The sequence below is a fragment of the Nocardia arthritidis NBRC 100137 genome, assembly GCF_001612765.1.
Classification (GTDB): domain Bacteria; phylum Actinomycetota; class Actinomycetes; order Mycobacteriales; family Mycobacteriaceae; genus Nocardia; species Nocardia arthritidis.
Map to the genome: position 1 here is coordinate 72,378 of NZ_BDBB01000036.1, position 21,982 is coordinate 94,359.

Below are 21,982 nucleotides of genomic sequence, written 5' to 3' on the forward strand. Positions count from 1 at the left end.
CATGACGATTCAATGACCATCGTCACAAACGCGCGTTACCATTGTGTTCCCTGCCGTGGTCCGGCGTGTCAAGAATCGCGAGATCGATCCGCCGGTCCGCGCCTGCCGGGAAGATCGGGCATCGCGACGCGTGCCAGTCTGCCGTGATCGGGCTCACACTGTCCAGTCCGCTCCGGCAACTGTCGTCATGGATCCACAGACTTCGGACAACTCCCGCGCTCCGCGGATAGCTGTGCACCCGTCGCGACCCTACCGTGACAGCCCTCACAGGAACCAGCGTCTCGGAGGCGTGATGCCACATTCCAGCTCACTAGCGAACAAGACCGCGATCATCACCGGCGGGGCCACCCTGTTCGGTGCCGCGGTCGTCGAGGAACTCGTCGCCGCGGGCGCGCGGGTGGTGGTCGCCGACATCGACGACACCGCGGGGACCGAGGTCGCACAGCGGTTCAGCGCTGCCACCTTCGTCCACACCGACGTCACCGACGACGACTCCATCGCCCGGTGCGTGGCCACCGCCGTCGAGCGCTACGGCTCCCTGGACGTGCTGGTCAACCTGGCCTGCTCCTACGGTGACGACGGCGCCGAGACCGACCGGGCGACCTGGCGCAAGACCCTCGATGTGAACCTGGTCGGCGCGGTGGTCTTCGCCGCGGCCGCGCGCCCGCATCTGTCCCGCTCGGGCGGCGCGGTGATCAACCTCAGCTCCATCTCGTCGAAGGTGGCCCAGACCGGCCGCTGGGTCTACCCGGCCAGCAAGGCCGCGATCGTGCAGGTCACCCGCAGCATGGCCACCGACTACGCCGGCGACGGCATCCGGGTGAACTCGGTCAGCCCGGGCTGGACGTGGTCGAAGATCATGGACGACCTCTCCGGCGGCAACCGCGCGCACACCGACGCCGTCGCCGCCCCCTTCCACGTGCTCGGCCGCGTCGGCGACCCGCACGAGGTCGGCCGCGTGATCGCCTTCCTCGCCTCCGACGCCGCCTCCTTCGTCACCGGGGCCGACTGGGCCGTCGACGGCGGCTACTCCGCGCTCGGCCCGGAGCAGGCGGTGCCCGCCATTCCCCGACTCGCCGCGGTCGACGCGACCGCCTAGACCACACGCTCGAAAGGAACACATCAATGCCTTCCATCACCATCGTCGGCGCCGGGCAATCCGGCCTGCAGCTCGGATTCGGCCTGCTCGCGGCCGGACACGAGGTCCGCATAGTCTCCAACCGCACTCCCGAGCAGATCTATAACGGCCGGGTCAGCTCCAGCCAGTGCATGTTCGGCGCAGCGCTGGCGCGCGAACGCGTGCTCGGCATCGACTTCTGGGCGAGCGAATGCCCGGACGTGGAGGGCATCGGCTTCACCGTGCCCGACGGCGCGGGCGGCAAGGCCATCTCCTGGGATTCCCGGCTCGACCTCCCCGCCCAATCGGTGGACCAGCGGGTGAAAATGCCGCGCTGGATGGCCGAATTCACCGAGCGCGGTGGCCTTCTCGATATCCACGACGCCACCGTCGACGACCTGGAGGAGTACGCGCGCTCGAGTGACCTGGTGCTCGTCGCGGCGGGCAAGGGCGATATCGCCAAGCTGTTCGAGCGTGACGCCACCCGCTCGACCTTCGCTGCCCCGCAGCGCGCCCTCGCGCTCACCTACGTGCGGGGCATGACGCCGCGCGAGACGTTCTCGGCTGTGTCGTTCAACATGATTCCCGGTATCGGCGAGTATTTCGTTTTCCCGGCGCTGACCACCACCGGGCCCTGCGAGATCATGGTGATGGAGGGCGTGCCAGGCGGGCCGATGGACTGCTTCAACGGCGTCACCGACCCGCAGCAGCATCTCGAGCTCGCGCTGGGCGTCGTGCGCACTTACCTGCCGTGGGAGGCCGAACGGTGCCTCGATGTGGAACTCACCGACGACCTCGGCGTGCTGGCCGGGCGTTTCCCGCCTACAGTGCGACGCCCCGTCGGCGTGCTGCCCTCGGGCGCGACCGTGCTCGGGATGGCCGACGTGGTGGTGCTCAACGACCCGGTCACCGGCCAGGGCTCCAACAACGCCAGCAAGTGCGCGTCGTCATATCTGGCCAGCATCCTCGAACACGGTGAGCGCCCCTTCGACCGCGCTTTCATGCAGGACACCTTCGAGCGGTACTGGGACTACGCCCGCTACGTCGCCACCTGGACCAACGCGCTGCTGGTCCCGCCGCCGGAGCATGTCCTGCAGCTGCTCGGCGCGGCCGGGAACAATCCTCGGATCGCGCGCCGTTTCGCCAACGGTTTCGACGACCCGCGCGACTTCTTCCACTGGTTCATGGACCCCGACAGCGCGAAGTCGTATCTCGACGACCTCGCTGTGGTGGCATGAGCGCGCGGGCGCAGCGGCGGATCGCGATCGTCGGCGCCGGGCAGGCGGGCGCCCTGGTGGCGCTGGGGCTGCGCAGGCACGGCTGCGCGGTCACGCTGATCGGCGACCGTGATCCCGACCAGGTGCGCGCGGGCGGTGTGCTGTCGAGCCAGTGTCTGTTCGGGTCGGCGGTGCGGGTGATGGACCGAATCATCGGCGGGGCGGGTATCGTCGCCCCGGCCATCGACCGGCTGGCGCTGACCGTCGACGGCGTCGGCACGGTGGTCTCGGCGTTCGAGGCATCCGCGCAATCGGTTGACCAGCGGGTGGCCTGCGCCGCGCTGATCGAGGACTTCGTCGCGGCAGGCGGTGACTTCCAGGTCGCCGATGTCGACCCCGGCCGGCTGGATGTGATTGCCCGGCAACATGATCTGACCATCGTGGCGACCGGCACCGGCGATCTGGGCCGGATGTTCGTCCGCGACGCCGTCCGCTCGCCCTACGACCGGCCGCAGCGGGTGCTGGCCGTCGCCTACGTGCACGGCCTGCTACCCGACGAGACCGGCACGGAGCTGACCGTCACCGTCGCCGCCGGTGTGGGGGAGCTGATCACCCTGCCCGCGCTCACCACTACCGGCCCGTGCTCGATCCTGGTCTTCGAGGGCGTGCCGGGCGGGCCGATGGACCGCTTCGAGGACGTGACCGGCCCCGGCGAACACCTGCGCCGCTGCCTGGCGGTGCTCGACGAGGTGTTCCCCGCGGTCGCGGCGCGCGCTCGGGAGGTGGAACTCACCGACGAGTACGCGGTGCTGCGCGGCAGGCTCACCCCGATCGTGCGCAAGCCCGTCTCCTACACCGCCTCGGGGCATCCCGTGCTCGGCCTTGCCGATGCCGTGGTGCTCAACGACCCGATCACCGCGCAGGGCGCCAACAACGCCGTGCACGCGGCGGGCATCTACCTCGACGCGGTGCTGCAACGGGGCGCGCAACCTTTCGACGCGGAATGGATGCACGAGACGTTCGAATCGTTCTGGCGCAGCTGGGGCCGGTGGTCGGTGGCCTGGACCAACCGCGTCCTGGGCGGGCTGCCCGCGCACGTCGTGGACCTGATCCCGGTGGCGGCCGAGGAACCCGCGGTGGCCGCGCTGTTCGCGGCAGGCTTCGACGATCCGAGCACCCTGCACGACTGGTGGTTCGACCGCGCCGACGCCGAGCGGATGCTCGCGGCCGTGCGCGCCGCCGACCGTCCGGTGGATCCGCGCGCCCTGCGTAACGCCTTCGGCCAGTACGCCACCGGCGTCACCGTGGTCACCACCCGCGCGCCGGACGGTCGCAAGATCGGCGTGACCGCCAACTCGTTCACCTCGGTGTCGCTGGATCCGCCGTTGATCGCGTGGTGCCCGGCCAAGAAGGCGCCGAGCCTGCCCGATCTCATCGCGGCCAGTCATTTCGCCGTGAATGTGCTGGCCGCCGACCAGTACGAGCTGTCCCGGCAGTTCGCCACCCCGGCCCCCGACAAATTCGCCGACGTGGCCTACCGCGACGGCATCGCCGGCGTGCCGCTGCTGGACCGCAGCATCGCACGCTTCCAGTGCCGCACCGTGCAGCGGGTGGAGGCGGGCGACCACATCATCTTCATCGGCGAGGTCGAGCACTTCGACACCAGCGACGGTGCGCCGCTGGTGTTCCATTCCGGCGCCTACCGCGTTGCCGCCGAACACCCCGACTTCGTCTGACTTCCGCGCCGGCGTGAACCGGCGGAAAGGACCGCTCTGTGGGCAACTACATCGACGTCGTGAAACCCTCCGGCGAACGCTTCGCCGCGTATCTGGCCGCGCCGCCGCGCGGCTCCGGCCCCGGCCTGGTGCTGTTGCAGGAGATCTTCGGGATCAACGACTACATGCGCCGGATGGCCGACCGCTTCGCCGAGGAGGGTTACGTCGTCCTCGTGCCCGACCTGTTCTGGCGCTCGCAGCCGCGGGTCGAACTCGGTTATGACGAGGCAGGATTCGCCCGCGGCCTGCACCTGCGCGACGAACTCGACCTCGATTCGGCCCTCGCCGACATCGCCGACACCGTCGCCGCCCTGCGCGCCATGGACAACCAGGCCGGTGGGGTCGGCGCGGTCGGCTACTGCCTCGGCGGTTTGCTGGCCTATCTGTCGGCGGTGCGGCTGCCCATCGACGTGGCGGTCAGCTACTACGGTGTCGGCGTGCACGAGCATCTCGACGAGGCCGCGAAACTGCGTGTCCCGGTGGTGTTCCATCTCGCTGAACTCGACCACTACTGCCCGGAACCCGCGCGCCGGTCCATCCGCGCCGCTTTCGACGGCAACGACCGCGTCCGGATCTACGACTACCCCGGCGTCGACCACGCTTTCGCCACCTTCGGCCGCGACACCTACGAACCGCTCAGCACCGGCATGGCCTACTCCCGCACGCTCGAGGCGTTGCGCCAGGCCATCGGCCCGCGCTACGACCTGTCCGCCCTGTGGGACGGCCACATCCACTACGAATTCGAGGCTCGCGACGTTCCGGCGACGATGGCGACGATGGTGGCGGAGCCCTACGTCAACCACATCCCCACCCTCACCGGCGGTGTCGGCCACCGCGACCTGTCCCGGTTCTACGCCCACCACTTCGTGCACAGCAATCCCGCCGACACCAAGTCGATCCCGATCTCGCGAACCATCGGCGCCGACCGCATCGTCGAGGAGCAGCTGTTCTGCTTCACCCACGACCGCGAGATCGACTGGATGCTGCCCGGTGTCGCGCCGACCGGCCGCTACGTCGAGGTGCCGCTGGTGGCGATCGTGACATTCCGCGGCGACAAGCTCTACAACGAGCACATCTACTGGGACCAGGCGAGTGTGCTGGCGCAGATCGGCCTGCTCGACCCCGCGGGCCTGCCCGTATCCGGCCGGGAGCAGGGCCGCAAGCTGCTGGACAAGACGCTGCCATCCAACGAGCTGATGCCGAATTGGGCTGCGAGCGAAGGGAAGTAGATCAGCTGAGTGCCCCGGGCGGTGTCGGCCGCCTGGCTCTCAAGCGCCCTGGGATCGCTTACCGTGGATCACAGCGAGTGCGTGCTTGTGGGCCAGCGGGCTCAGTGCCTCGTTCAATTGGTCGAATAGCGTGCCCGCCGCCTCACCGGGCCAGGCGGGCGGCAGCAGCGACAGCGGGATGCCCGGGTCGAGGTAGGGCAGGCGCCGCCATTGGGTGAGCATCGGTACGTAGAGCTGGAAAGCCTCACGCGGTGTGACGTTCTCACTGGTCACCCGATACAGCACCGGCCGATACTGCTGGAGGAATTCGGTGTAGAGCGTGGTGAGCTCGTCCAGATCCCACCAGGTGGTGACCTTCTCTCGCAGTTCGCCGAACCCCTTGTGCCGGCCGGTGAAAAGGTCGACGTAGGAGGTCAATTCGCGCCGTTGCAACGTTTGCTCGGTCTCGCGGGCGAGATTGCCCGGCGCCACCCACACGCCCGGCGCGGCGGTACCGTAACCCAAGCGGGTCAACGTTGTTCGCAGCGAATGGCGCTTCTCGCGCTCGGATTCGGGTACCGAGAACACCGCGACCACCCAGCCGTCGTTCTCGGTGGCGCGAGTGCGGTGGAAGATGCGGGCGTCGCCCTCGGCGAGCACCTCCAATGTCTGCGGTGCCGGCGAGTAGCCCGCCGCCCCCGCGTGCCGCTCGCTGACCAGCACGTTGCGGCGCTTGAGCCGCGAGATGGAGGAGCGGACGGCCTGGCCCTCCGCGCCCAGGTCGGCCATGAGTGCGACCACCGAGGCGATGGAGAGCCAATTGCCTTCCGCGCGAGCGCACAAGCCGAAGATCGTGATGATGAACTGGGCGAGGCGAGTGTCCCGGCCGCCTGCGGCGCCAGCGGCTCCGGTCGATTCGAGCTCTGCCGTCATGCCTGCACCATACGTCACAACGGTGTGCGTCACGAAGTAGGACGTGACTGGTGGGCGTGACTGCCGCAGTGGATCTCTGAACTGCGTCCCTCGATCAGCAAGCAAGATGTATATGCTTGATATGTTATTGTCGTAACGCATACGACATATTCAGGGAACCGGCGGGCCCCGCCGGTGACGTCCGCACGTTCGACCGGCTGGAGCGCTGATGACCGACACCTTGACGACGACCTCGGGGATTTTCACCGCCGCGATCACCCTCACCCCGGCGCAACCCGAGCACTTCGACCTCGCCTTCACCGCCACCACCCAGCCCTGCCCCTGGCCGAAGGCCTACGGCGGCGACCTGGTGGCTCAGGCCGCGGTGGCGGCGATCCGCTCGGTCGCCGACGGCAAGACCCTGCACTCCATGCACAGCTACTTCCTGCGCCCCGCCGACATCGGCGCCGAGGTCCGCTACGAGGTGGAGGTGCTGCGGGACGGCCGCGGCTACAGCACCCGGCAGGTGCGCGCCTACCAGAACGGCAAGCCGATCTACATCGGCCTGGCCAACTTCGCCGCGGGAGAGCCCGGCGGCAGCTACGCGGCGACGCTCGCCGACACCGCCCCCGACCCGGACACCTTGCCCAGCTCGGCCGACTACCTACGCGACCGCAGCGGTGGCTCGATGACCGAGGAATCGAAAGCCTACTGGTCGACCGGACGCAGCTTCGACATGCGGCACGTGCCCACGCCGGTGTACCTGGAGATCGATGGCGAGCGCGCCCCGCATCAGGCTGTCTGGGTGAAGCCGTTCGACCCGTTGCGCCCGGTCGAGGGCCTGCACAACGACCAGCGCGACTTGGCCGCACTCGCCTACGTCTGCGACTACACCATCCTCGAGCCGACCCTGCGCGTGCTCGGCCTCCCCTGGGCCGACCCCGCCCTGGTCACCGCCAGCCTCGACCACGCCATGTGGTTCCACCGCCCCGGCCCGCTCGACGACTGGCTGCTCTACGTCCAGGACGCCGTCGCCGCCGAGTCCGGCCGCGGCCTCAACTATGGCCGCTTCTTCGCCCGCGACGGCCGCCACCTGGCAACAGTGCTGCAGGAAGGCATGATCCGCAAGGGATGACCGTCAGTCGACGAAGCAGGCCAGGTGCAACGAGCCCGTCGATCACCATCCCGACGGTCTCCAGCATCGGGTCGGCGGTTGTGAGCGGCTGCGCCAGGTCGGCGGCACGGAACACCAGCTGATCAGTCGGGGTGCCGAACTCGATCCGCGTCGTGCCGAAGGTCTCGACGAACTGATCGTGCCGTCGAGGCGCGGCCTGCCGGAAGCGGACCCGCACCGGCAGTCGCCTACGCCAAGGAACGCACCGCGTTCGGGTAGGCCGCTACGCCGTGCTGGCATCATGAGCGAGACACCGGCCATCACCGCCACCGGTCGACTTCGACGCGCGCACGCATGCCGCGGCCGCCGGTGCGGCTGTGGTAGTTCTACGCCACCATCCGGCCAGTAGACGGGGTTCCGGTAGCAACCGCCGAAAAACCAACGGATATGGGTAACGGCAGGTGATCGCTGGTGAGCCGCGGTTCGTTCTGCGGTGATGGCTGGTTGCTGGTTGGCTTGGCTCCCAACGTTATTGGTTGGTGTGGTCGCGCGGGCTCAGCCGCGCGGCGGCGGCCGGCAGGGTGCGCACCGGCACCGGGTCGGTGGCGTCGATGACGAGCACGATCGTGCTCACCCCAGGAGATGCGGTGTCGGGCTCCGGGGTCCGCGCCCGGGCCGGGTGGGGGTGGTTCGCGGTAGCGGTCATCGGATGCTCCCGGTGGTGGCGGGCGCGCCGCCGGCGGGGGCCGGGGAAACGGTGTTGAGGGTGACCTCGCGAACCCCGGCCACGGTGCGGGCCAGAGCGATGGCGATGCGGCGTTCGGAGGCGTCGGCGAAGTCCCCGGTGACGGTCACGGTGCCCTCGGCCGCGGTCGCGCGCCAGCGGCGGCGGCCGGTGTAGTCGTCGAGCAGCGATTGCGCGTCGGCTGCGATCGTTTCGTCGGGGCGCAGCATGATCCGCAGCGCGTCACCGCGGCTGAACATGCCCTGGACCCGGCCTCGCTCGTCGAGCACCGGCAGCGAGCGGACCCCGTGGGCCAGCAGCATCGCGATCGCCTCGGCCAGCTCTTGGTCGACGGTCGCGGCCAGCGCCGGGGTGCTCATCACCTGCCCTGCCGTGACCCCGGTGTCGGGTTGCCCGGCGCGCAGGATGTCGCCGCTGGCGAGTACTCCGGCCAGGCGCTGGTCGCGGTGCAGCACCGGCAGCGCGGCGAACCCGCGCTGGGCCAGCGTCACCGCCGCCACCCGCACCGGGGTGTCGGCGTAGACCGTCACCACCGGACGGCACATCACCTCGTGGACACGCATCTACCTCGACCTCCTTGCGATGAGGATCGCCGGCGAAACCACCGACACAAGAACCATAACTAGCGAAATTGTTTTCGTCAATCAGAAATCTGTTCAATCTTCTCACGAAGCTTGACATGCGAAAGATAATTCGCGAATCATGGGTGGGGAAGCGGGATGTGCTGCTTCGCCGGAGGAGTCCCGCGAGGACGGGCGGCCGGTCCCGACACCGTCTTGGAAACCCGGAGGTTCGTGCTCATGCCGGTTCCGTTGTGGATGTGGCCAGCAGTGCTAGCAGTCATCCTGGTCATGCTGGCGGTGGACCTGTTCGCCCACCGCAACGCCCATGTCGTGAGCGTGCGCGAGGCCGCGATCTGGTCGGGGATCTGGGTCGCGCTGGCCGTCGCGTTCGGCACCGGCATCTGGTGGTGGTGGGGCGGGGAGTTCGCTGCCCAGTACTTCGCCGGCTACGTCATCGAGAAATCCCTGGCGGTGGACAACGTGTTCGTCTTCGCCGTCATCTTCAGCTACTTCGCCGTGCCCCGGGAGTACCAGCACCGGGTGCTCTTCTACGGCGTGCTCGGCGCCCTGATCTTCCGTGGGGTGTTCATCGCCGCCGGATCCATCCTGATCGCCAGCTTCGCCTGGATCCTCTACGTCTTCGGCGCGTTCCTGGTCGCGACCGGCATCAAGATGGCGCGGCACCGCGACGAGACCATCGACCCCGACAAATCCCTGGTCCTGCGCGGATTCCGGCGCCTGGTCCCGATGACCGACGGCTACCGCGGCCAGAAATTCTGGGTCAAGGAAGGCGGCCGCCGGCTGGCCACCCAGCTGCTGGCGGTGCTGGTGCTGGTCGAGACCACCGACATCGTCTTCGCCGTGGACTCCATCCCCGCCATCTTCGCCGTCACCAGCGAACCGTTCCTGGTGTTCACCTCCAACGCCTTCGCCATCCTCGGCCTGCGGGCGATGTATTTCATGCTCGCCGACCTGATGCACCGCTTCATCTACCTCAAACTCGGCCTCGCCGTCGTGCTGGTCTGGGTCGGCATCAAGATGCTGCTGCTCGAGATCTACAAGATCCCCACCACCATCTCCCTGGCCGTGGTCATCGCCATCCTCGCCGTCGCGGTCACCGCCAGCTGGACCCGCACCCGCACCAGCCCGGCCGGCACCGGCGCCCACGCCGACCCGGTCGACCAGAGCGGGCCCGGCGAGCCGGTCGAGGCCCAGATGGGCGAGGAGACCGCGCAGGTCGGTGCCCCTGCCCACGGCAAGACACTGATCGACCCGGCCCTGCTCACCCCGACCGGCCCCGAGCGCGGGGACCGGACACCCTGAACCAGCCCGCACCGACCGTCAGCTGCGCCCGGCCCCCGCGCCGCGCAGCTGACGGCATGCCCACCCCCTGCCCACCCAATGCCGGAAGGTGGATACCGGAAATGACGATGGTCTATCGTGCGGGTATGCCCACCCGCGACACCGCCGAACCCGCCCCCGCACCACCAACCCCGGCGTCGCGGGGCTGGACCTTCCTGACCAACCACGCCCACGTGCTGCTGTGCCTGTCGCGCAACGGCGACCTGACCATGCGCGAACTCGCCCAGGCCATCGGCATCACCGAACGCGCCGTGCAAGCCACCATCGCCGACCTCGTCGCCGACGGCTACCTCACCAGCGTCAAGAACGGCCGCCGCAACACCTACACCATCCACGGCGACGGCCGCCTGCGTCACCCGCTGGAATCCCACCACACCATCGACGAACTCATCACCGCCCTGCGCTGAACCCCCGCCCGCGCCCTGCGCACTGCCGCCGAAGCGTTCCTCGACACCATCGGCCCGGCCAACACCCGCCGCGCCTACGGCATCGCCATCGTCAAGACCGTCGACGCGATCGACGGCCCCGGCCCCGACGGGCTGATCAGGCCCAGCCGCGCCCTGGACTCGGTCACCGACGCCGAGATCGGCGCGGCCCTGGAAACGCTGTGGGGTGCCGCGGCGGTCAACACCTGGAACGCACGCCGCGCCGCGGTCGGCAAATGGCTGAGCTGGTGCGCCGAACAGGGCTGGACCGCACCGAGCATCCCGGCCTCGGCCAGACGCTCGACCCCGCCCGACTCCGAAGCCCCGGTACGTTCACGGACCGCGATCGACCGGCTCATCGCCCGCCGCGAGATCCACCTGCGCGAGAAGACACTCTGGCGGATGCTGTATGAAACGTGTGCTCGCGCAGAGGAAATACTCCAGCTCAACATCGAAGACCTCGACCAGTCGGGCCGGTGCGCCCGGGTGAAGTCCAAAGGCGCCACACCCCGCACCCGCCGCCGCGGACCCGCCCACCACGAACAGGTCCTCGAGACCGTGTATTGGGACGCCGGCATCGCCCGCCTGCTACCCAGACTCATCCGCGGCCGCACCCGCGGACCGGTGTTCGTGACCCACCGCAGGCCCGGTGGAACCCCTAGACCGTCACACCGGTTCAGGAACGCCCCTCCGGTCTTCACCGGTCAGGTGGCGGTTGTGCAGCCTGAGGTGTCGGCTGGAGGATGGAGACTGCCACGCCGGCGGCGGATCTTTCGGCCATGGAATCGAGGCGTCATGCCAGAACCGATGACGGATAGAAGTGTGCTCGCCGCCGATCTGGAGCGAGCGCGGGCCGACTTTCACACCCTGCTGGATATGGCGGGCGAGGACGACTGGGGCAAGGCTTCGGCGGGGACCCGCTGGAGCAACGAACAGTTGCTGTTCCACATGCTGTTCGGGTACATGGTGGTGCGACGGCTGCTGATCGTTCTGCGCATGATGAGCCGACTGCCCGAGGGCATCGGTCGCGGGTTCGCCGCAGTCCTCAACGCCGCGACAGCGCCGTTCGATGTGATCAACTACTACGGCTCGTGCTGGGCCGCCCGCGTCTACAACCGCCACCGGATGGGAGCGAAGCTCGACCAGGTGATCGGCTCGCTGCAACACTCGCTGGCGCACGAACCAGACACCGCATTTCAGCGCGGAATGCACTACCCCACCCGGTGGGATCCCTACTTCACCGACTACATGACCCTTGCCAACATCTACGCTTATCCCGGCCGCCATTACGACCACCATCGACGCCAACTCACTCACTGGAACGCGGTGAGCGCGCCGGCTCAGCGCACCGGGCTGCGGCGTTCGAGGAACAGCTGAAGAGTCTGCCTAAGATCAACCGCCTCACCGAAACCGAGACCCGAAAGTTGATCGATCGAGGAATTCGGTGGTGATGTCGCAGTGGCTGGTCGTGGGCAGCCCGTGGCCGAGGCGGGTTCGCGGGCATACTGCTCGGTTCGACCGCCGATAGTCTGGTGCAGCATGCTTCGTGCCCGGTCATGGTCGTTCACCCACGATGACCGGGCAGGCCAGCGGACAGCGTCTCTGGGTGCGCGCGCAGTCGACCGGTCGGGCTGGGGCGGGGGTCCTCGAATGAAGGACACTTGACCCTACTGCTCAGTGTGGAAGTCGCGTGGAATCGGAATAGTCATCAACCACACTCTGTCCATTGGAGTCAACGCTATGAGCATGCTTTCCTCTCGCCAGGCACTGCTACCGTCCTGGCCCGCCCTTCCCGATTGGTCGGACATGATGGCTCGGTTGGAATCGAGGCCTGCCTGGATGTCGCTCGAGGGCCACATGATTCGAGTCGAAGAGCGTCTGGAGAAGGGTACGTACACCCTGCGGGCCGAGTTGCCCGGCGTCGACCCGGCCAAAGATGTCGACATCAGCGTCCGGGAAGGGCAGTTGACGATCAAGGCCGAACGCAGCGAACGGAAAGAAGAAGGCACCCGTTCGGAATTCCACTACGGCAGTTTCTACAGGTCGGTTCCGCTGCCCAGCGGGGCGAAAGAGGATGCCATCGAGGCCACTTATACAGACGGGATCTTGACGGTGAGCGTACCGATGTCCGAATCGGAGACCCCGGAGAAGCACATCGCAATCAAGAAAACGGCTGGAAACGGACACAGCTGACTCCTCGCGCAGGCATCGGCGAAGCCACGGAAACGCGCGCGGCTCGGTGGCTACGAGGACATCGTCTCGATGTCGGGGGTCGTGTCGTAGTCACCGGTGATGCCGAAAGTCAGCCGGTCGAGGTAGCTGAGGATCGCGATCGTCGTGCGCACCCGCATGGCGATCGGGATGCAGGGCCACAACTCGATCACTTTCCGGCCGCCGAGTGTCAGAGTGCCGACATCAATCGCACGGTGGACCTCGGGTTCCGTCCGTGGTCAACTCGCCGATCTGGCGATGATCACGGGAACTTCGGCCGCGTGCAGGACAGCCTGACCGACCGAGCCGAGCGTCATTCCGGAGAAACCTCCGCGACCGTGGCTGCCGACGACGATGAGCTGTGCCTTGTCGCCGATCATGAGAAGCCGGTCGGCGGGACGGTCCTCGGTCACGATGCGGTGCACCGGAACCTCCGGATACCTCTCGCCGAATCCGGCGATGCTCCGGGAAAGCAATTCTTCGCCCTCCTCCTGCATTTGGTCGGATGATTCGAAGCGCAGAAAATCCGACCAGGTGTGTACCGCGACGAGTTCGACACCGCGGAAAGCGGCTTGGTCGAAGGCGATCTCGACGGCGTGCACGCTGCTGCGTGAGCCGTCGACGCCTACCACCACGGGTCCGTCCGACGGCGCGGCGATTTCCGGGATGACCGCGACCGGGCATGCGGCATGGCGCGCCAGAGCGGTGCTCACCGAGCCCAGCAGTCTGCGGTTGACGGCGCCGAGCCCATGGGTGCCGACAACGAGCAGTCGCGCGGTCCGGGAGCGATCGCGCAGGAGCGGGATCGGAGGCGCGTCCACCAGTTCGGTGCTGATGTCGAGTTGGGCGATCGACGCGGATTCGGCGACGGCGGTCGCGCGGGCGGTTTCGAGCGCGTCCAGTCCGCCTCGGCGGTAACTGTCGAAGTCGAACTGTCCGAGCTCGAAACCCGATCCGAATTCGCCGAGAGCACCGATCGCGTAGAGGAGGTGCAGCGGCACCTCATGGCGGGCGGCGTCGACGGCAGCCCAGCGTAGCGCCGCGAGCGCGACGGGGGATCCGTCGACGCCGACGAGAATGGGGAGATTACCGATCTTGGACATCTTCTTCGCCTTTTTCCGACTGGCGCGACAGCGAGTTCCGATTCCGAGCGACCGCGACTACCGGACCAGTAACGCAGGGTGATACGCGATCACGACGCCGCGACGAAGGTGTGAGGGGCTGCGCACCCCGCCGCATGCGTCCGGGCTGCCCTTACGAGTTACTGCGGTGCGGACGCGCTGGTGAGATGCTCGGCGATGAGGATGCGGTGGGCTTGCTGGGCCGCGTCGGCCCGGCGTCGATCATCGATGTCGTTGCTCGGCAACTGTTCGAGCCCCCGGGCGAGAACCGAGATAGTGTCACCGAGCAGCAGCACGCGGTGCTCCAGCTCCTCGAGCCGTTCGGCGATGGCATCCTCGGGCGCGACCCGGTGGACGCCCTCGGCGCCGGTCATTCCGCGCAACGCCGAGCGCAGGCGCATCGGCAGCTCGGTGACGGTCCGGCGCGCGATGTGCAAAGACGCTTCGAGTGAATCGCTTATGGGGGACATGGCACCAGCCTTGTCCCCATGGCCAATGCCCGCCTAGGGTCGGATGGCCCTGGCGGGAACGTCCGATGACCTTACGCCGGCGTTTGCCCTGCCCCGGGCGGTCACGGAACGAACCGTAAGTGATGACGATGAGGACCTTCGCCTCTGCAACCCGGAGCACGGGACGCAACATGCTCTACATATGTCCGGCGCGCTGCTGACCGACTTCTACGAACTGACCATGGTGGACAGCTATCTCCGCAGGCAGATGACCGGACTCGCCACCTTCAGCCTGTTCGTCCGGAACCTGCCCGCCAATCGTGGTTTTCTCGTCTCCGCCGGAGTCGGCGATTGCCTCGACTGGCTGGAGCAGTTCAGCTTCACCTCCGTCGACCTCGACTATCTCGCCGGGGCCGGTTTCGGCAGTGACAGTCTCGAGGCGTTCGCCGCGCTCCGCTTCGACGGTGAGGTGTGGGCCGTGCCAGAGGGGCGAATGGTTTTCGCAGGTGAGCCTGTTCTGGAGGTGACCGCCCCGATCGCGCAGGCGCAATTGGTCGAGACCTACCTGGTCAATCAGGTCAGCGTGCAGACCACCCTCGCCACCAAGGCGGCGCGCTGCCGCATCGCGGCAGCGGACCGGATAGATCTGGTGGATTTCGCCTTCCGGCGCACCCAGGGCATAGAAGCCGGACTACTCACCGCCAGGCTGACGGGCATGGTGGGATTCGCCGCGACCAGCAACGTGGAAGCGGCCCGCCGGTATGGTCTGCGTCCGGCCGGCACCATGGCGCACTCCTATATCGAGGCGTTTCCGACCGAACTCGACGCGTTCTACGCATTCGTCACCGACCATCCCGGGCGTGCGACTCTCCTTGTCGACACCTATGACACGCTGGGCGGCGTCGTGCACGCCATCGAGGTCATCGACCGCCTCGGTCTGCAACGCCACGCCGCCATCCGGCTCGACAGCGGTGACCTGGCGGAACTGGCGATCCGCTCGCGACGGATGCTCGACAGCGCGGGGCTGCCCGAAGTGCGTATCTTCGCTTCCGGTGGGTTGGACGAGCACGATGTCGCCGCTTTCGTCGCACGTGGGATTCCCATTGATGCGGTCGGTATCGGTACTCGCATGGGAGTGTCGGCGGACGCGCCCTACCTCGACAGCGCCTACAAACTCGTGGCCTACGACGGCCGCCCGGTAGCGAAGCTGTCGACCGGCAAAGCAACGATGCCCGGTCCGAAGCAGGTTTTCCGCGGCCCTGGTATGCGGGATGTGATCGCCCGGCGTGAGGAGCCTGTACCGAGCGGCAGCCGCCCACTTCTCGAACCGGTCATGCGCGCGGGGCGACGGCTCGAGGCCGCGGACACCGTCGCAGCCGGGCGCGCCCGTTTCGAAGCCGATCTCGCCGAACTGCCCGACAAAGCTCGTGACCTGAGTTCTCCGGTCGCTCCGGTCGCCGCGATCACACCGGGGCTGCGTCGGCTCACCAGCGATGTCCAAGCGGCCGCGCGCCGCTTGGCCGGCTCGGCCGAGGACTGGTCGGGGTCGATCGGTGGTGCGGCGTCCACGACGTAGTGGGCTCGATCTGGAACTGTCGTCAGGGCCTACCGCGGCATGACTTGGCGGTTTTTCTTGGCGAGAAAGCCGCGCAGGCGGCGCACCGGCCAGGTGTTGAGAACCTCGTGCGGCCCCGCCCATCCGCGCTGCGCGGTGGCGACGCCGAAGCGCATGTGATCAAGGTGCGGTATGGCGTGCGCGTCGGTGTTGATCGCGAAGACCACTCCCAGGTCGCGTGCTCGCCGGACGAGGTGGTCGTCGAGGTCGAGGCGGTCGGGGTAGGCGTTGATCTCCATGGCGGTTCCCGTCCGGGCGGCGGCGGAGAACACGGCGTCGGCGTCGAATTCGATGGGTGGCCTGCGGCCGAGGACGCGGGTGGTGGGGTGGCCGATGATGTCGACATAGGGATGTTCGATGGCGGTGATGAGCCTGCGTGTCATCTCTGCGCGGGGCAGGTCGAAATGCGAATGGACCGAGGCGATGAGGATGTCGAAGCCGGAGAGGAATTCGTCGTCCCAGTCCAGCGCGCCGTCGGCGGCGATGTTCAGCTCCGAGCCGTGCAGTACCGCGATCCGGTGCCTCGACGCGAGTTCACGCAGTTCGCGTCGCTGGGCGAGAGCCTTCTCCCGGGTCATGCGCTGCATCGCCAACTGGGACGCGTGATCGGTGATGGCGCAGTACTGGTAGCCACGGTGCGCTGCCGCGGCGACCATGTCGGCCGCGCAGGCCAGGCCGTCGGTCAGATCGGTGTGCAGGTGCAGATCGCCTCGCAAATCGGTGGTCTCGACGAGACGCGGCAACCGCCCGGCCGCCGCCGCCTCGACCTCTCCGCGGTCCTCACGCAGCGTCGGCGGTATCCAAGGTAGCCCGAGGGCGTCGTAGATCTCCGTTTCGGTGGCAGCTGCCACGGGACGGTCGGTGGCGGCCTCGACGAGTCCGTATTCGCTGAGTTTCAATCCGGCGCGCACAGCCAATGTCCGGATGCGGATGTTGTGCGCTTTCGACCCGGTGAAGTACATCAGCGCGGCGCCCCAGCACGCGGCCGGTACGACGCGCAAATCCACTTGGACGCCATGAGTCGTCACGATCGACGACTTGGTCGGCCCGTGCGCGAGAATCCGATCGACGAGCGGGAGAGCGCAGAAGCGGCTCATGACCCCGTCCGGATCGTCATCGACAGCGGCGAGCAGGTCGATGTCGCCCACGGTGTCACGCATGCGGCGCAGCGACCCCGCGTAGTCCACTGCGCTTACCTCGGGCATCGTCGCGAGCGCGGCGACGAGACCGTCGGCGACGTCCAGCGCGACCGCCAACGGGATGCGTCCCTGTGACCGCTGCATCCGGCGGATCGCTTCTTCGAGATTGCGCTCGCTCGTCTCACCCCACCCCTTCAGAGGGCGCAGTCTTTGATCGCCTAATGCGGTGATCAACTCCGGTAGCGAGGAAATGCCCAGCTCTTCGTACACTTGGTGGGCGCGGCGCGGCCCGAGCCCTGGGATACCCAGCAGTGCCCGCAGTCCGGCGGGCAACTGAGCGTGCAGTTCCTCCAATGCCGCGATGTGGCCGGTGCGGCGCAGCTCCAAGAGCCGGTCGGCGGTGTGGGCGCCGACAGCGGGGATCTCCATCAATCCTTTTCGGTCGAGGGTATCGATGTCCAGGGGATACCCGGCGACAGACCGAGCGGCTTTCTCGTAGGACCGCACCCGGTAAGGATCACCACCGGATATGGCGATCATCTCCGCCATGTCCGACAGTGCCTGGGCAGCGAGATCATTAGAACGCATAACGGCCTCCCACCAGCCGGTCAGGGCTTGCTCGGTCCGATGATCCGAGCCCGCACCGAGTGCCCCGGCAGCAAAGGGGCATCAGGTTGACCGCGAGAACGACCAATGGCCTCACCTGATGCCGAGCGAGCGTGACCGTATCGTCAAAGTCCGGTGGGATAAGTTTCCGGAGTGGCGTCGGTGATCCAGCGCTCACCTGGGTCCAGAGGTTCCACAGCGGTGGTGTTGTCGATGTGGATGATCGCGTCATATCGCTCGCCGAGGCGGGTGTAGAAGTAGTGGCTTCGACGTTCCGTGCCGGGCAGGTAGATGACGCCTATGGCCCGTTCGAGGCGCGGATGCCGCAGAGAGTCCGCGACGCCGGCAGGTGAGTCGGTGCGGATCATGAAGGACGGGATGCCGGTGTCGTGCAGCAGTTCCTCGGCGCTGCTGGGTAGGGATGTGCGCACGAGTTTGTGCTCGGCGGGGCCGTCCCAATCGCTCGCCGCGGTGACCGTACCGCGGCAGGTGGTGAATCCGACGATGCGGCAGACGTTCGGGTGCCTTTCGCGGACCAGCTGCCCGAGGGAAAGCTGGCCCTCGGCGGCAAGTTCGGTGGCACGGGCGTCTCCGACATGGGAATTGTGCGCCCACACCACGATTCGTGCGGGATTCCCTGGACGGTCGAGATGGTGGGCGAGTGCGTCGAGCGTGCCGGCCATGTGCTCGTCGCGCAGATTCCACGAGGAGACGCGGTCGCCGAACATGGCGCGGTAGTACGCCTCCGCGTCGCGGACCGTCCAGGCGTTGCGCAGTGCGTCGAAGAGGGCTTCGCCATCGTGTACATCGATGTGTTCGGCGGCGTTGCGCTGGAGGTCGACGAGCTGGCGCACGACTTCGGTCTGGCAGGAGTCGCCCGCCCCGAAGGCGGCGGCGAAACCGTAAGCTTGACCGTCATTCTCGGAGGTGTGGTCGAAGCAGCTGTAGCGCCGTCGCGCGCGTTCGGCCGCGGCGGGGTCCACCGTCTCCAGGTAGGAGATGACGCGCCGCATGGAGCGGTGCATGCTGTACAGGTCGAGGCCGTAGAAGCCGGTGAGCGTCGCACCCGCACGGCGCTGTTCGTCGTTGTGCTGACGCAGCCAGGACACGAAGTCCCGGACCACGGTATTGCGCCACATCCATGCCGGGAACCGTTCGAAGCCGCTGAGCGCGTGCGCCGCCGATTCATCCTTTCCGAGCGCGCGGACATAGCGGTCGACCCGGTGCGCGTCGGGCCAATCCGCTTCGGCCGCGACACCGGTGAATCCCTTCTCGGTGATGAGCCAGCGGGTGATCGCGGCTCGTGCGGCGTAGAACTCATGGGTGCCGTGCGAACTCTCGCCGATGAGTACGAACCTGGCGTCGCCGACGAGATCTTCCAAGGCCTCGTCGGATGGCACGCCGGCGGGTGCCGCGATCGATGCCCGGCGTAGCGCCTCGACGGGGTCGAGCAGTGTGATCGACGCCTCGGCCGGGGAACTCGAGAGCAGTTCCCGGACCTGTTGATCGGTTACCTGAGCGAAGTTCCAGAACGAGTCGCCGACCGCGAGGAAGGGGGAAGGCATACTGGCGCACACCATTTCATCGACCAATGCCTCGAACTCTCGGCAGGTGGATTCCGGCGCCGCCGGAACGGCGACCACGATGCGCTTCGGCTCACCCGCGGCGATCGTCTCGACAGCGGCGAACATACTCGCACCGGTGGCCAGTCCGTCGTCGACGAGAATCACGGTGCGGCCCGCCACATCCATCGGTCGGCGGCCGCCGCGATAGGCGGCTTCCCGGCGCAGCAACTCCCGCGCCTCGTCACGGGCGATGGCACGCACCTGTTCGGCGGTGAGATGCAGACCTCGGACCATGTCGTCGTTGACCACGATCCGGCCGCCGCCGGCCAGCGCGCCGATCGCGTATTCAGGATTGCCCGGTGCGCCGAGTTTGCGCACGATCAGCGTGTCCAATGGGGCGCCGAGGGCGGCGGCGATCTCCCAGGCGACCGGCACACCGCCGCGAGCAAGACCGAGGACGACGACATCAGGATCTCCCCGGTAATGCTGCAGCAGCCCGGCAAGGACGCGACCCGCCTCCCTGCGGTCGCGGAAAATCGGCTGAGGTTCGTCACGGATGCCCGGCGACGACGTCATTTCGTGCTCCTATCGGCGGTGATGGTTGCCGGGGCGCTTCCGGGTCGCACAGATCGCCCCGACAGGTCGAGCGCGTGCGCACTTACGAGCCTGCCCCTGAGTACGCACCGGAGTAAGAGGCATCCTGCCCGTGGCACATGGACGATGGTCACTGCGTGGCGGCCGCCCGGCGCGGACGGTCGGCACGCGCCCACCAGCGGTTCACCCCTGCGCCACACACCACACGATTCGACGATGCCAGGGGCAGGTGGCCAGGAAGCGGTGAGTGGCGAGCCGTCGCGCTTCGAATGAACCGGGAGGTGACCAGCGACATCGTAGGACCAACGGCTCTCCACTCGGCGACGATCGGACCTGCCCAGCAGGAGGCGACGAAATCACACTGGAATGTGAAAGGAGGTCTGCGATGCTTTTCGATGATCGCCGTGATGCCGGGCGTCGATTGGGCAGGCGACTGGAGTACCTCCGGGACGAGGATGCCGTCGTAGTGGGCCTACCTCGCGGCGGCGTCCCCGTGGCCTACGAAGTCGCACGGGCGCTGGACGCGCCCCTGGATGTGATCGTGGTTCGCAAACTCGGTGTGCCGTACCAGCCGGAACTCGCCTTCGGCGCGATCGGCGAAGACGACGTCCAGGTGGTCAACGACGTTATCGTCGGCTATACGAGGCTCACCAGCGACGAGATCGCCACGGTGGAACGCCGCGAACGCGCCGAACTGCGGCGGCGGACCGAGCGGCTGCGGCGCGCTCACGCGCGTATCCAGCTGTCGGGCCGGACCGTCATCGTCATCGATGACGGTATAGCCACCGGTGCGACGGCACGCGCCGCCTGCCAGGTTGCCTGGGCGCATGGCGCACAACGGGTCGTACTGGCTGTCCCTGTGGCTCCGCGTGACACACTGGCGGCGCTGGGGGAGGTGGCCGACGAGGTGGTCTGTCTGGAGATGCCCATGTGGTTCGGGGCGGTCGGCAGCTGGTACCGCAAATTCGGTCAGGTCACCGACGCCGAGGTCGAACGGCTGCTTTGTGCCGCAGGAGACCGCGGGACACCGGCTCATGCATCCGGCGAGGATCCGCCACTGCGTGATGAGGACATTCGGATCCCGATCGGAGAGACGGAACTTTCCGGGCACCTCACCATTCCCGAGAACCCGCTCGGGATGGTGGTCTTCGTGCACGGCAGCGGCAGCAGCAGGCACAGCCCGCGCAATCGCTTCGTAGCCGAGGTGCTCAACCGAGCCGGGCTGGCGACCTTGCTGTTCGATCTCCTCACTCCGGAGGAGGAGGTCGATCGGGCACGGGTTTTCGATATCCCGCTGCTGTCGCGGCGGCTGCTCGACGTCACCCGATGGCTGACCGGTCGAGCCGAGGTCGCCGGTATGCGGATCGGGTACTTCGGTGCCAGCACGGGCGCGGCTGCGGCCTTGCGCGCCGCGGCGGATCCCGGTGTCGCCATCGCCGCGGTGGTGTCGCGTGGCGGGCGTCCGGATCTCGCCGGACCGGCACTTCCGGCGGTGCGGACGCCGACGCTGCTGATCGTGGGTGGGCACGACTATTCGGTGCTGGAGCTCAATCGTTTGGCGGCACAGGAGATGTCGTGTGAAACCGCGCTCACGGTGGTGCCCGGTGCCACGCACTTGTTCGCCGAACCGGGCGCATTGGAAAAGGCCGCCGAACTCGCGCGTGACTGGCTGGTGGCTCAACTGTCGCCCGCACCGGCGGTCGACGGCGGCACCGGACGCACGGAGACGCGACCATGACCTCGATTCGGGTTCTTTCCGGCAACGCCGATACGCACGGCGATGTCGCCGGACGCCAGGCCGTGATCGTCGATGACATGATCTCCACCGCAGCGACCATCGAGGCCGCGATCACGCTACCGACATCATCGTCGCGGCCACGCACGGACCGCTGACACCGGACCGCGACGGCGCGGCTGCGTGAACTCGGCCTGCGCCGGGTCGGGGTGACCGATTCGATCGCACATCGAGATTCGGCTTCGCCGATCGAGGTTTGCTCGGTCGCTGCACTGCTGGCGGACGCCATTGCTCGGCTGCATGGTGAGCGGCCGCGATACGAGCTACTCGGTCAGGTCTGACATTCTCAGGCGGCATTGGTGTGTGAAACCCCGGTGGCTGTGGGCGGCTGCGGCGGAGACGGATGCCCAGCCGTGGCTAGCCGATCTCACGACGTTCCGCGGCCCGTCCCGACGGACGGGAATCCGGTCCGGTGCCGAGCGCGCAGCGGCAGGCCGAGTGCGGAGCGG

Annotated in this window: 23 protein-coding genes; 13 read left to right on the top strand and 10 right to left on the bottom strand. The window is 67.7% G+C overall.

Annotated elements, in window-relative coordinates; translation table 11 throughout:
- Positions 1-292: 292 nt before the first annotated feature.
- The 4 genes from NA8_RS23605 to NA8_RS23620 are packed head-to-tail and all read left to right on the top strand — an operon-like array spanning position 293 to position 5,338.
- Positions 293-1,099 (top strand): SDR family oxidoreductase, encoded by an 807-nt coding sequence (locus NA8_RS23605; RefSeq protein WP_063052535.1) that lies wholly within the window; start codon positions 293-295, stop codon positions 1,097-1,099.
- A 26-nt stretch (positions 1,100-1,125) separates the two neighbouring features.
- A complete protein-coding gene (locus NA8_RS23610) occupies positions 1,126-2,355 on the top strand; it encodes a styrene monooxygenase/indole monooxygenase family protein (protein ID WP_063052536.1) in 1,230 nt (409 codons plus the stop codon).
- The gene (locus NA8_RS23615; protein WP_063052537.1) at positions 2,352-4,070 is read left to right on the top strand and encodes a flavin reductase; all 1,719 of its coding nucleotides are present in this window, start codon (positions 2,352-2,354) and stop codon (positions 4,068-4,070) included. The genes NA8_RS23610 and NA8_RS23615 overlap by 4 nt, the downstream gene beginning before the upstream one ends.
- Before the next feature lie 38 nt (positions 4,071-4,108).
- Positions 4,109-5,338 (top strand): dienelactone hydrolase family protein, encoded by a 1,230-nt coding sequence (locus NA8_RS23620; RefSeq protein WP_063052538.1) that lies wholly within the window; start codon positions 4,109-4,111, stop codon positions 5,336-5,338.
- A 39-nt stretch (positions 5,339-5,377) separates the two neighbouring features.
- Here the strand turns inward: NA8_RS23620 and NA8_RS23625 are convergent, their stop codons facing one another.
- Positions 5,378-6,250: a PaaX family transcriptional regulator gene (locus tag NA8_RS23625; RefSeq protein WP_063052539.1), complete on the bottom strand. Its 873-nt coding sequence runs from the start codon at positions 6,248-6,250 to the stop codon at positions 5,378-5,380.
- Between the two features lie 208 nt (positions 6,251-6,458).
- On the opposite strand from NA8_RS23625, the gene NA8_RS23630 reads away from it, so the two are divergent.
- Positions 6,459-7,364 carry an acyl-CoA thioesterase gene (locus tag NA8_RS23630; RefSeq protein WP_063052540.1) on the top strand — a complete coding sequence of 302 codons (906 nt, stop codon included), beginning with the start codon at positions 6,459-6,461 and terminating at the stop codon, positions 7,362-7,364.
- Here NA8_RS23630 and NA8_RS33055 read toward each other — a convergent pair.
- The 3 genes from NA8_RS33055 to NA8_RS23635 form a co-directional block, all read right to left on the bottom strand.
- Positions 7,285-7,587 (bottom strand): AraC family transcriptional regulator ligand-binding domain-containing protein, encoded by a 303-nt coding sequence (locus tag NA8_RS33055; protein WP_084467036.1) that lies wholly within the window; start codon positions 7,585-7,587, stop codon positions 7,285-7,287. The two genes, NA8_RS23630 and NA8_RS33055, sit on opposite strands and share 80 nt — an antisense overlap.
- Before the next feature lie 285 nt (positions 7,588-7,872).
- Complete coding sequence (locus NA8_RS33995) at positions 7,873-8,049, bottom strand: hypothetical protein (protein WP_157106877.1); 177 nt, start codon at positions 8,047-8,049, stop codon at positions 7,873-7,875.
- A complete protein-coding gene (locus NA8_RS23635; RefSeq protein WP_063052541.1) occupies positions 8,046-8,651 on the bottom strand; it encodes a CBS domain-containing protein in 606 nt (201 codons plus the stop codon). Before NA8_RS23635 ends, NA8_RS33995 begins: the two co-directional genes overlap by 4 nt.
- A 237-nt stretch (positions 8,652-8,888) precedes the next feature.
- On the opposite strand from NA8_RS23635, the gene NA8_RS23640 reads away from it, so the two are divergent.
- Together NA8_RS23640 and NA8_RS23645 are read left to right on the top strand one after the other, a co-directional pair.
- A complete protein-coding gene (locus NA8_RS23640) occupies positions 8,889-9,974 on the top strand; it encodes a TerC family protein (protein ID WP_245663967.1) in 1,086 nt (361 codons plus the stop codon).
- A 125-nt stretch (positions 9,975-10,099) separates the two neighbouring features.
- A complete protein-coding gene (locus tag NA8_RS23645) occupies positions 10,100-10,420 on the top strand; it encodes a helix-turn-helix transcriptional regulator (protein WP_063052557.1) in 321 nt (106 codons plus the stop codon).
- A 74-nt stretch (positions 10,421-10,494) separates the two neighbouring features.
- Here NA8_RS23645 and NA8_RS34575 read toward each other — a convergent pair whose 3' ends face one another.
- Positions 10,495-10,797 carry a hypothetical protein gene (locus NA8_RS34575; RefSeq protein ID WP_174550125.1) on the bottom strand — a complete coding sequence of 101 codons (303 nt, stop codon included), beginning with the start codon at positions 10,795-10,797 and terminating at the stop codon, positions 10,495-10,497.
- 448 nt (positions 10,798-11,245) lie between these two features.
- On the opposite strand from NA8_RS34575, the gene NA8_RS23655 reads away from it, so the two are divergent.
- The 3 genes from NA8_RS23655 (at position 11,246) to NA8_RS23660 (ending at position 12,631) form a co-directional block, all read left to right on the top strand.
- Positions 11,246-11,815 (top strand): DinB family protein, encoded by a 570-nt coding sequence (locus NA8_RS23655; RefSeq protein WP_245663968.1) that lies wholly within the window; start codon positions 11,246-11,248, stop codon positions 11,813-11,815.
- Positions 11,816-11,943: 128 nt separating this feature from the next.
- A complete protein-coding gene (locus NA8_RS33065) occupies positions 11,944-12,015 on the top strand; it encodes a universal stress protein (protein WP_439957413.1) in 72 nt (23 codons plus the stop codon).
- A gap of 163 nt (positions 12,016-12,178) precedes the next feature.
- Entirely contained in the window at positions 12,179-12,631 is a 453-nt protein-coding gene (locus NA8_RS23660) for an Hsp20/alpha crystallin family protein (RefSeq protein WP_063052543.1), read from the top strand.
- Between the two features lie 50 nt (positions 12,632-12,681).
- On the opposite strand, the gene NA8_RS33070 is transcribed toward NA8_RS23660, so the two are convergent.
- From NA8_RS33070 to NA8_RS23670, 3 genes are all read right to left on the bottom strand, one after another.
- Positions 12,682-12,858, bottom strand: coding sequence for a WS/DGAT domain-containing protein (locus NA8_RS33070; RefSeq protein ID WP_084467037.1), 177 nt, complete (start codon positions 12,856-12,858; stop codon positions 12,682-12,684).
- A gap of 30 nt (positions 12,859-12,888) precedes the next feature.
- Positions 12,889-13,752, bottom strand: a complete 864-nt coding sequence (locus tag NA8_RS23665) for a universal stress protein (RefSeq protein WP_063052544.1) — start codon at positions 13,750-13,752, stop codon at positions 12,889-12,891.
- 158 nt (positions 13,753-13,910) lie between these two features.
- Positions 13,911-14,240 (bottom strand): hypothetical protein, encoded by a 330-nt coding sequence (locus NA8_RS23670; RefSeq protein ID WP_157106878.1) that lies wholly within the window; start codon positions 14,238-14,240, stop codon positions 13,911-13,913.
- A gap of 43 nt (positions 14,241-14,283) precedes the next feature.
- On the opposite strand from NA8_RS23670, the gene NA8_RS23675 reads away from it, so the two are divergent.
- Complete coding sequence (locus NA8_RS23675) at positions 14,284-15,795, top strand: nicotinate phosphoribosyltransferase (protein WP_218019502.1); 1,512 nt, start codon at positions 14,284-14,286, stop codon at positions 15,793-15,795.
- Between the two features lie 29 nt (positions 15,796-15,824).
- On the opposite strand, the gene polX is transcribed toward NA8_RS23675, so the two are convergent.
- Complete coding sequence (polX, locus tag NA8_RS23680) at positions 15,825-17,561, bottom strand: DNA polymerase/3'-5' exonuclease PolX (protein WP_063052547.1); 1,737 nt, start codon at positions 17,559-17,561, stop codon at positions 15,825-15,827.
- A gap of 143 nt (positions 17,562-17,704) precedes the next feature.
- Entirely contained in the window at positions 17,705-19,720 is a 2,016-nt protein-coding gene (locus NA8_RS23685; protein ID WP_174550126.1) for an erythromycin esterase family protein, read from the bottom strand.
- Positions 19,721-20,123: 403 nt separating this feature from the next.
- Between NA8_RS23685 and NA8_RS23690 the strand changes: the two genes are divergently transcribed.
- Together NA8_RS23690 and NA8_RS34000 are read left to right on the top strand one after the other, a co-directional pair.
- Entirely contained in the window at positions 20,124-21,476 is a 1,353-nt protein-coding gene (locus tag NA8_RS23690) for a phosphoribosyltransferase family protein (protein WP_063052548.1), read from the top strand.
- Positions 21,473-21,631 carry a hypothetical protein gene (locus NA8_RS34000; RefSeq protein WP_157106879.1) on the top strand — a complete coding sequence of 53 codons (159 nt, stop codon included), beginning with the start codon at positions 21,473-21,475 and terminating at the stop codon, positions 21,629-21,631. The genes NA8_RS23690 and NA8_RS34000 overlap by 4 nt, the downstream gene beginning before the upstream one ends.
- Positions 21,632-21,982: the final 351 nt, after the last annotated feature.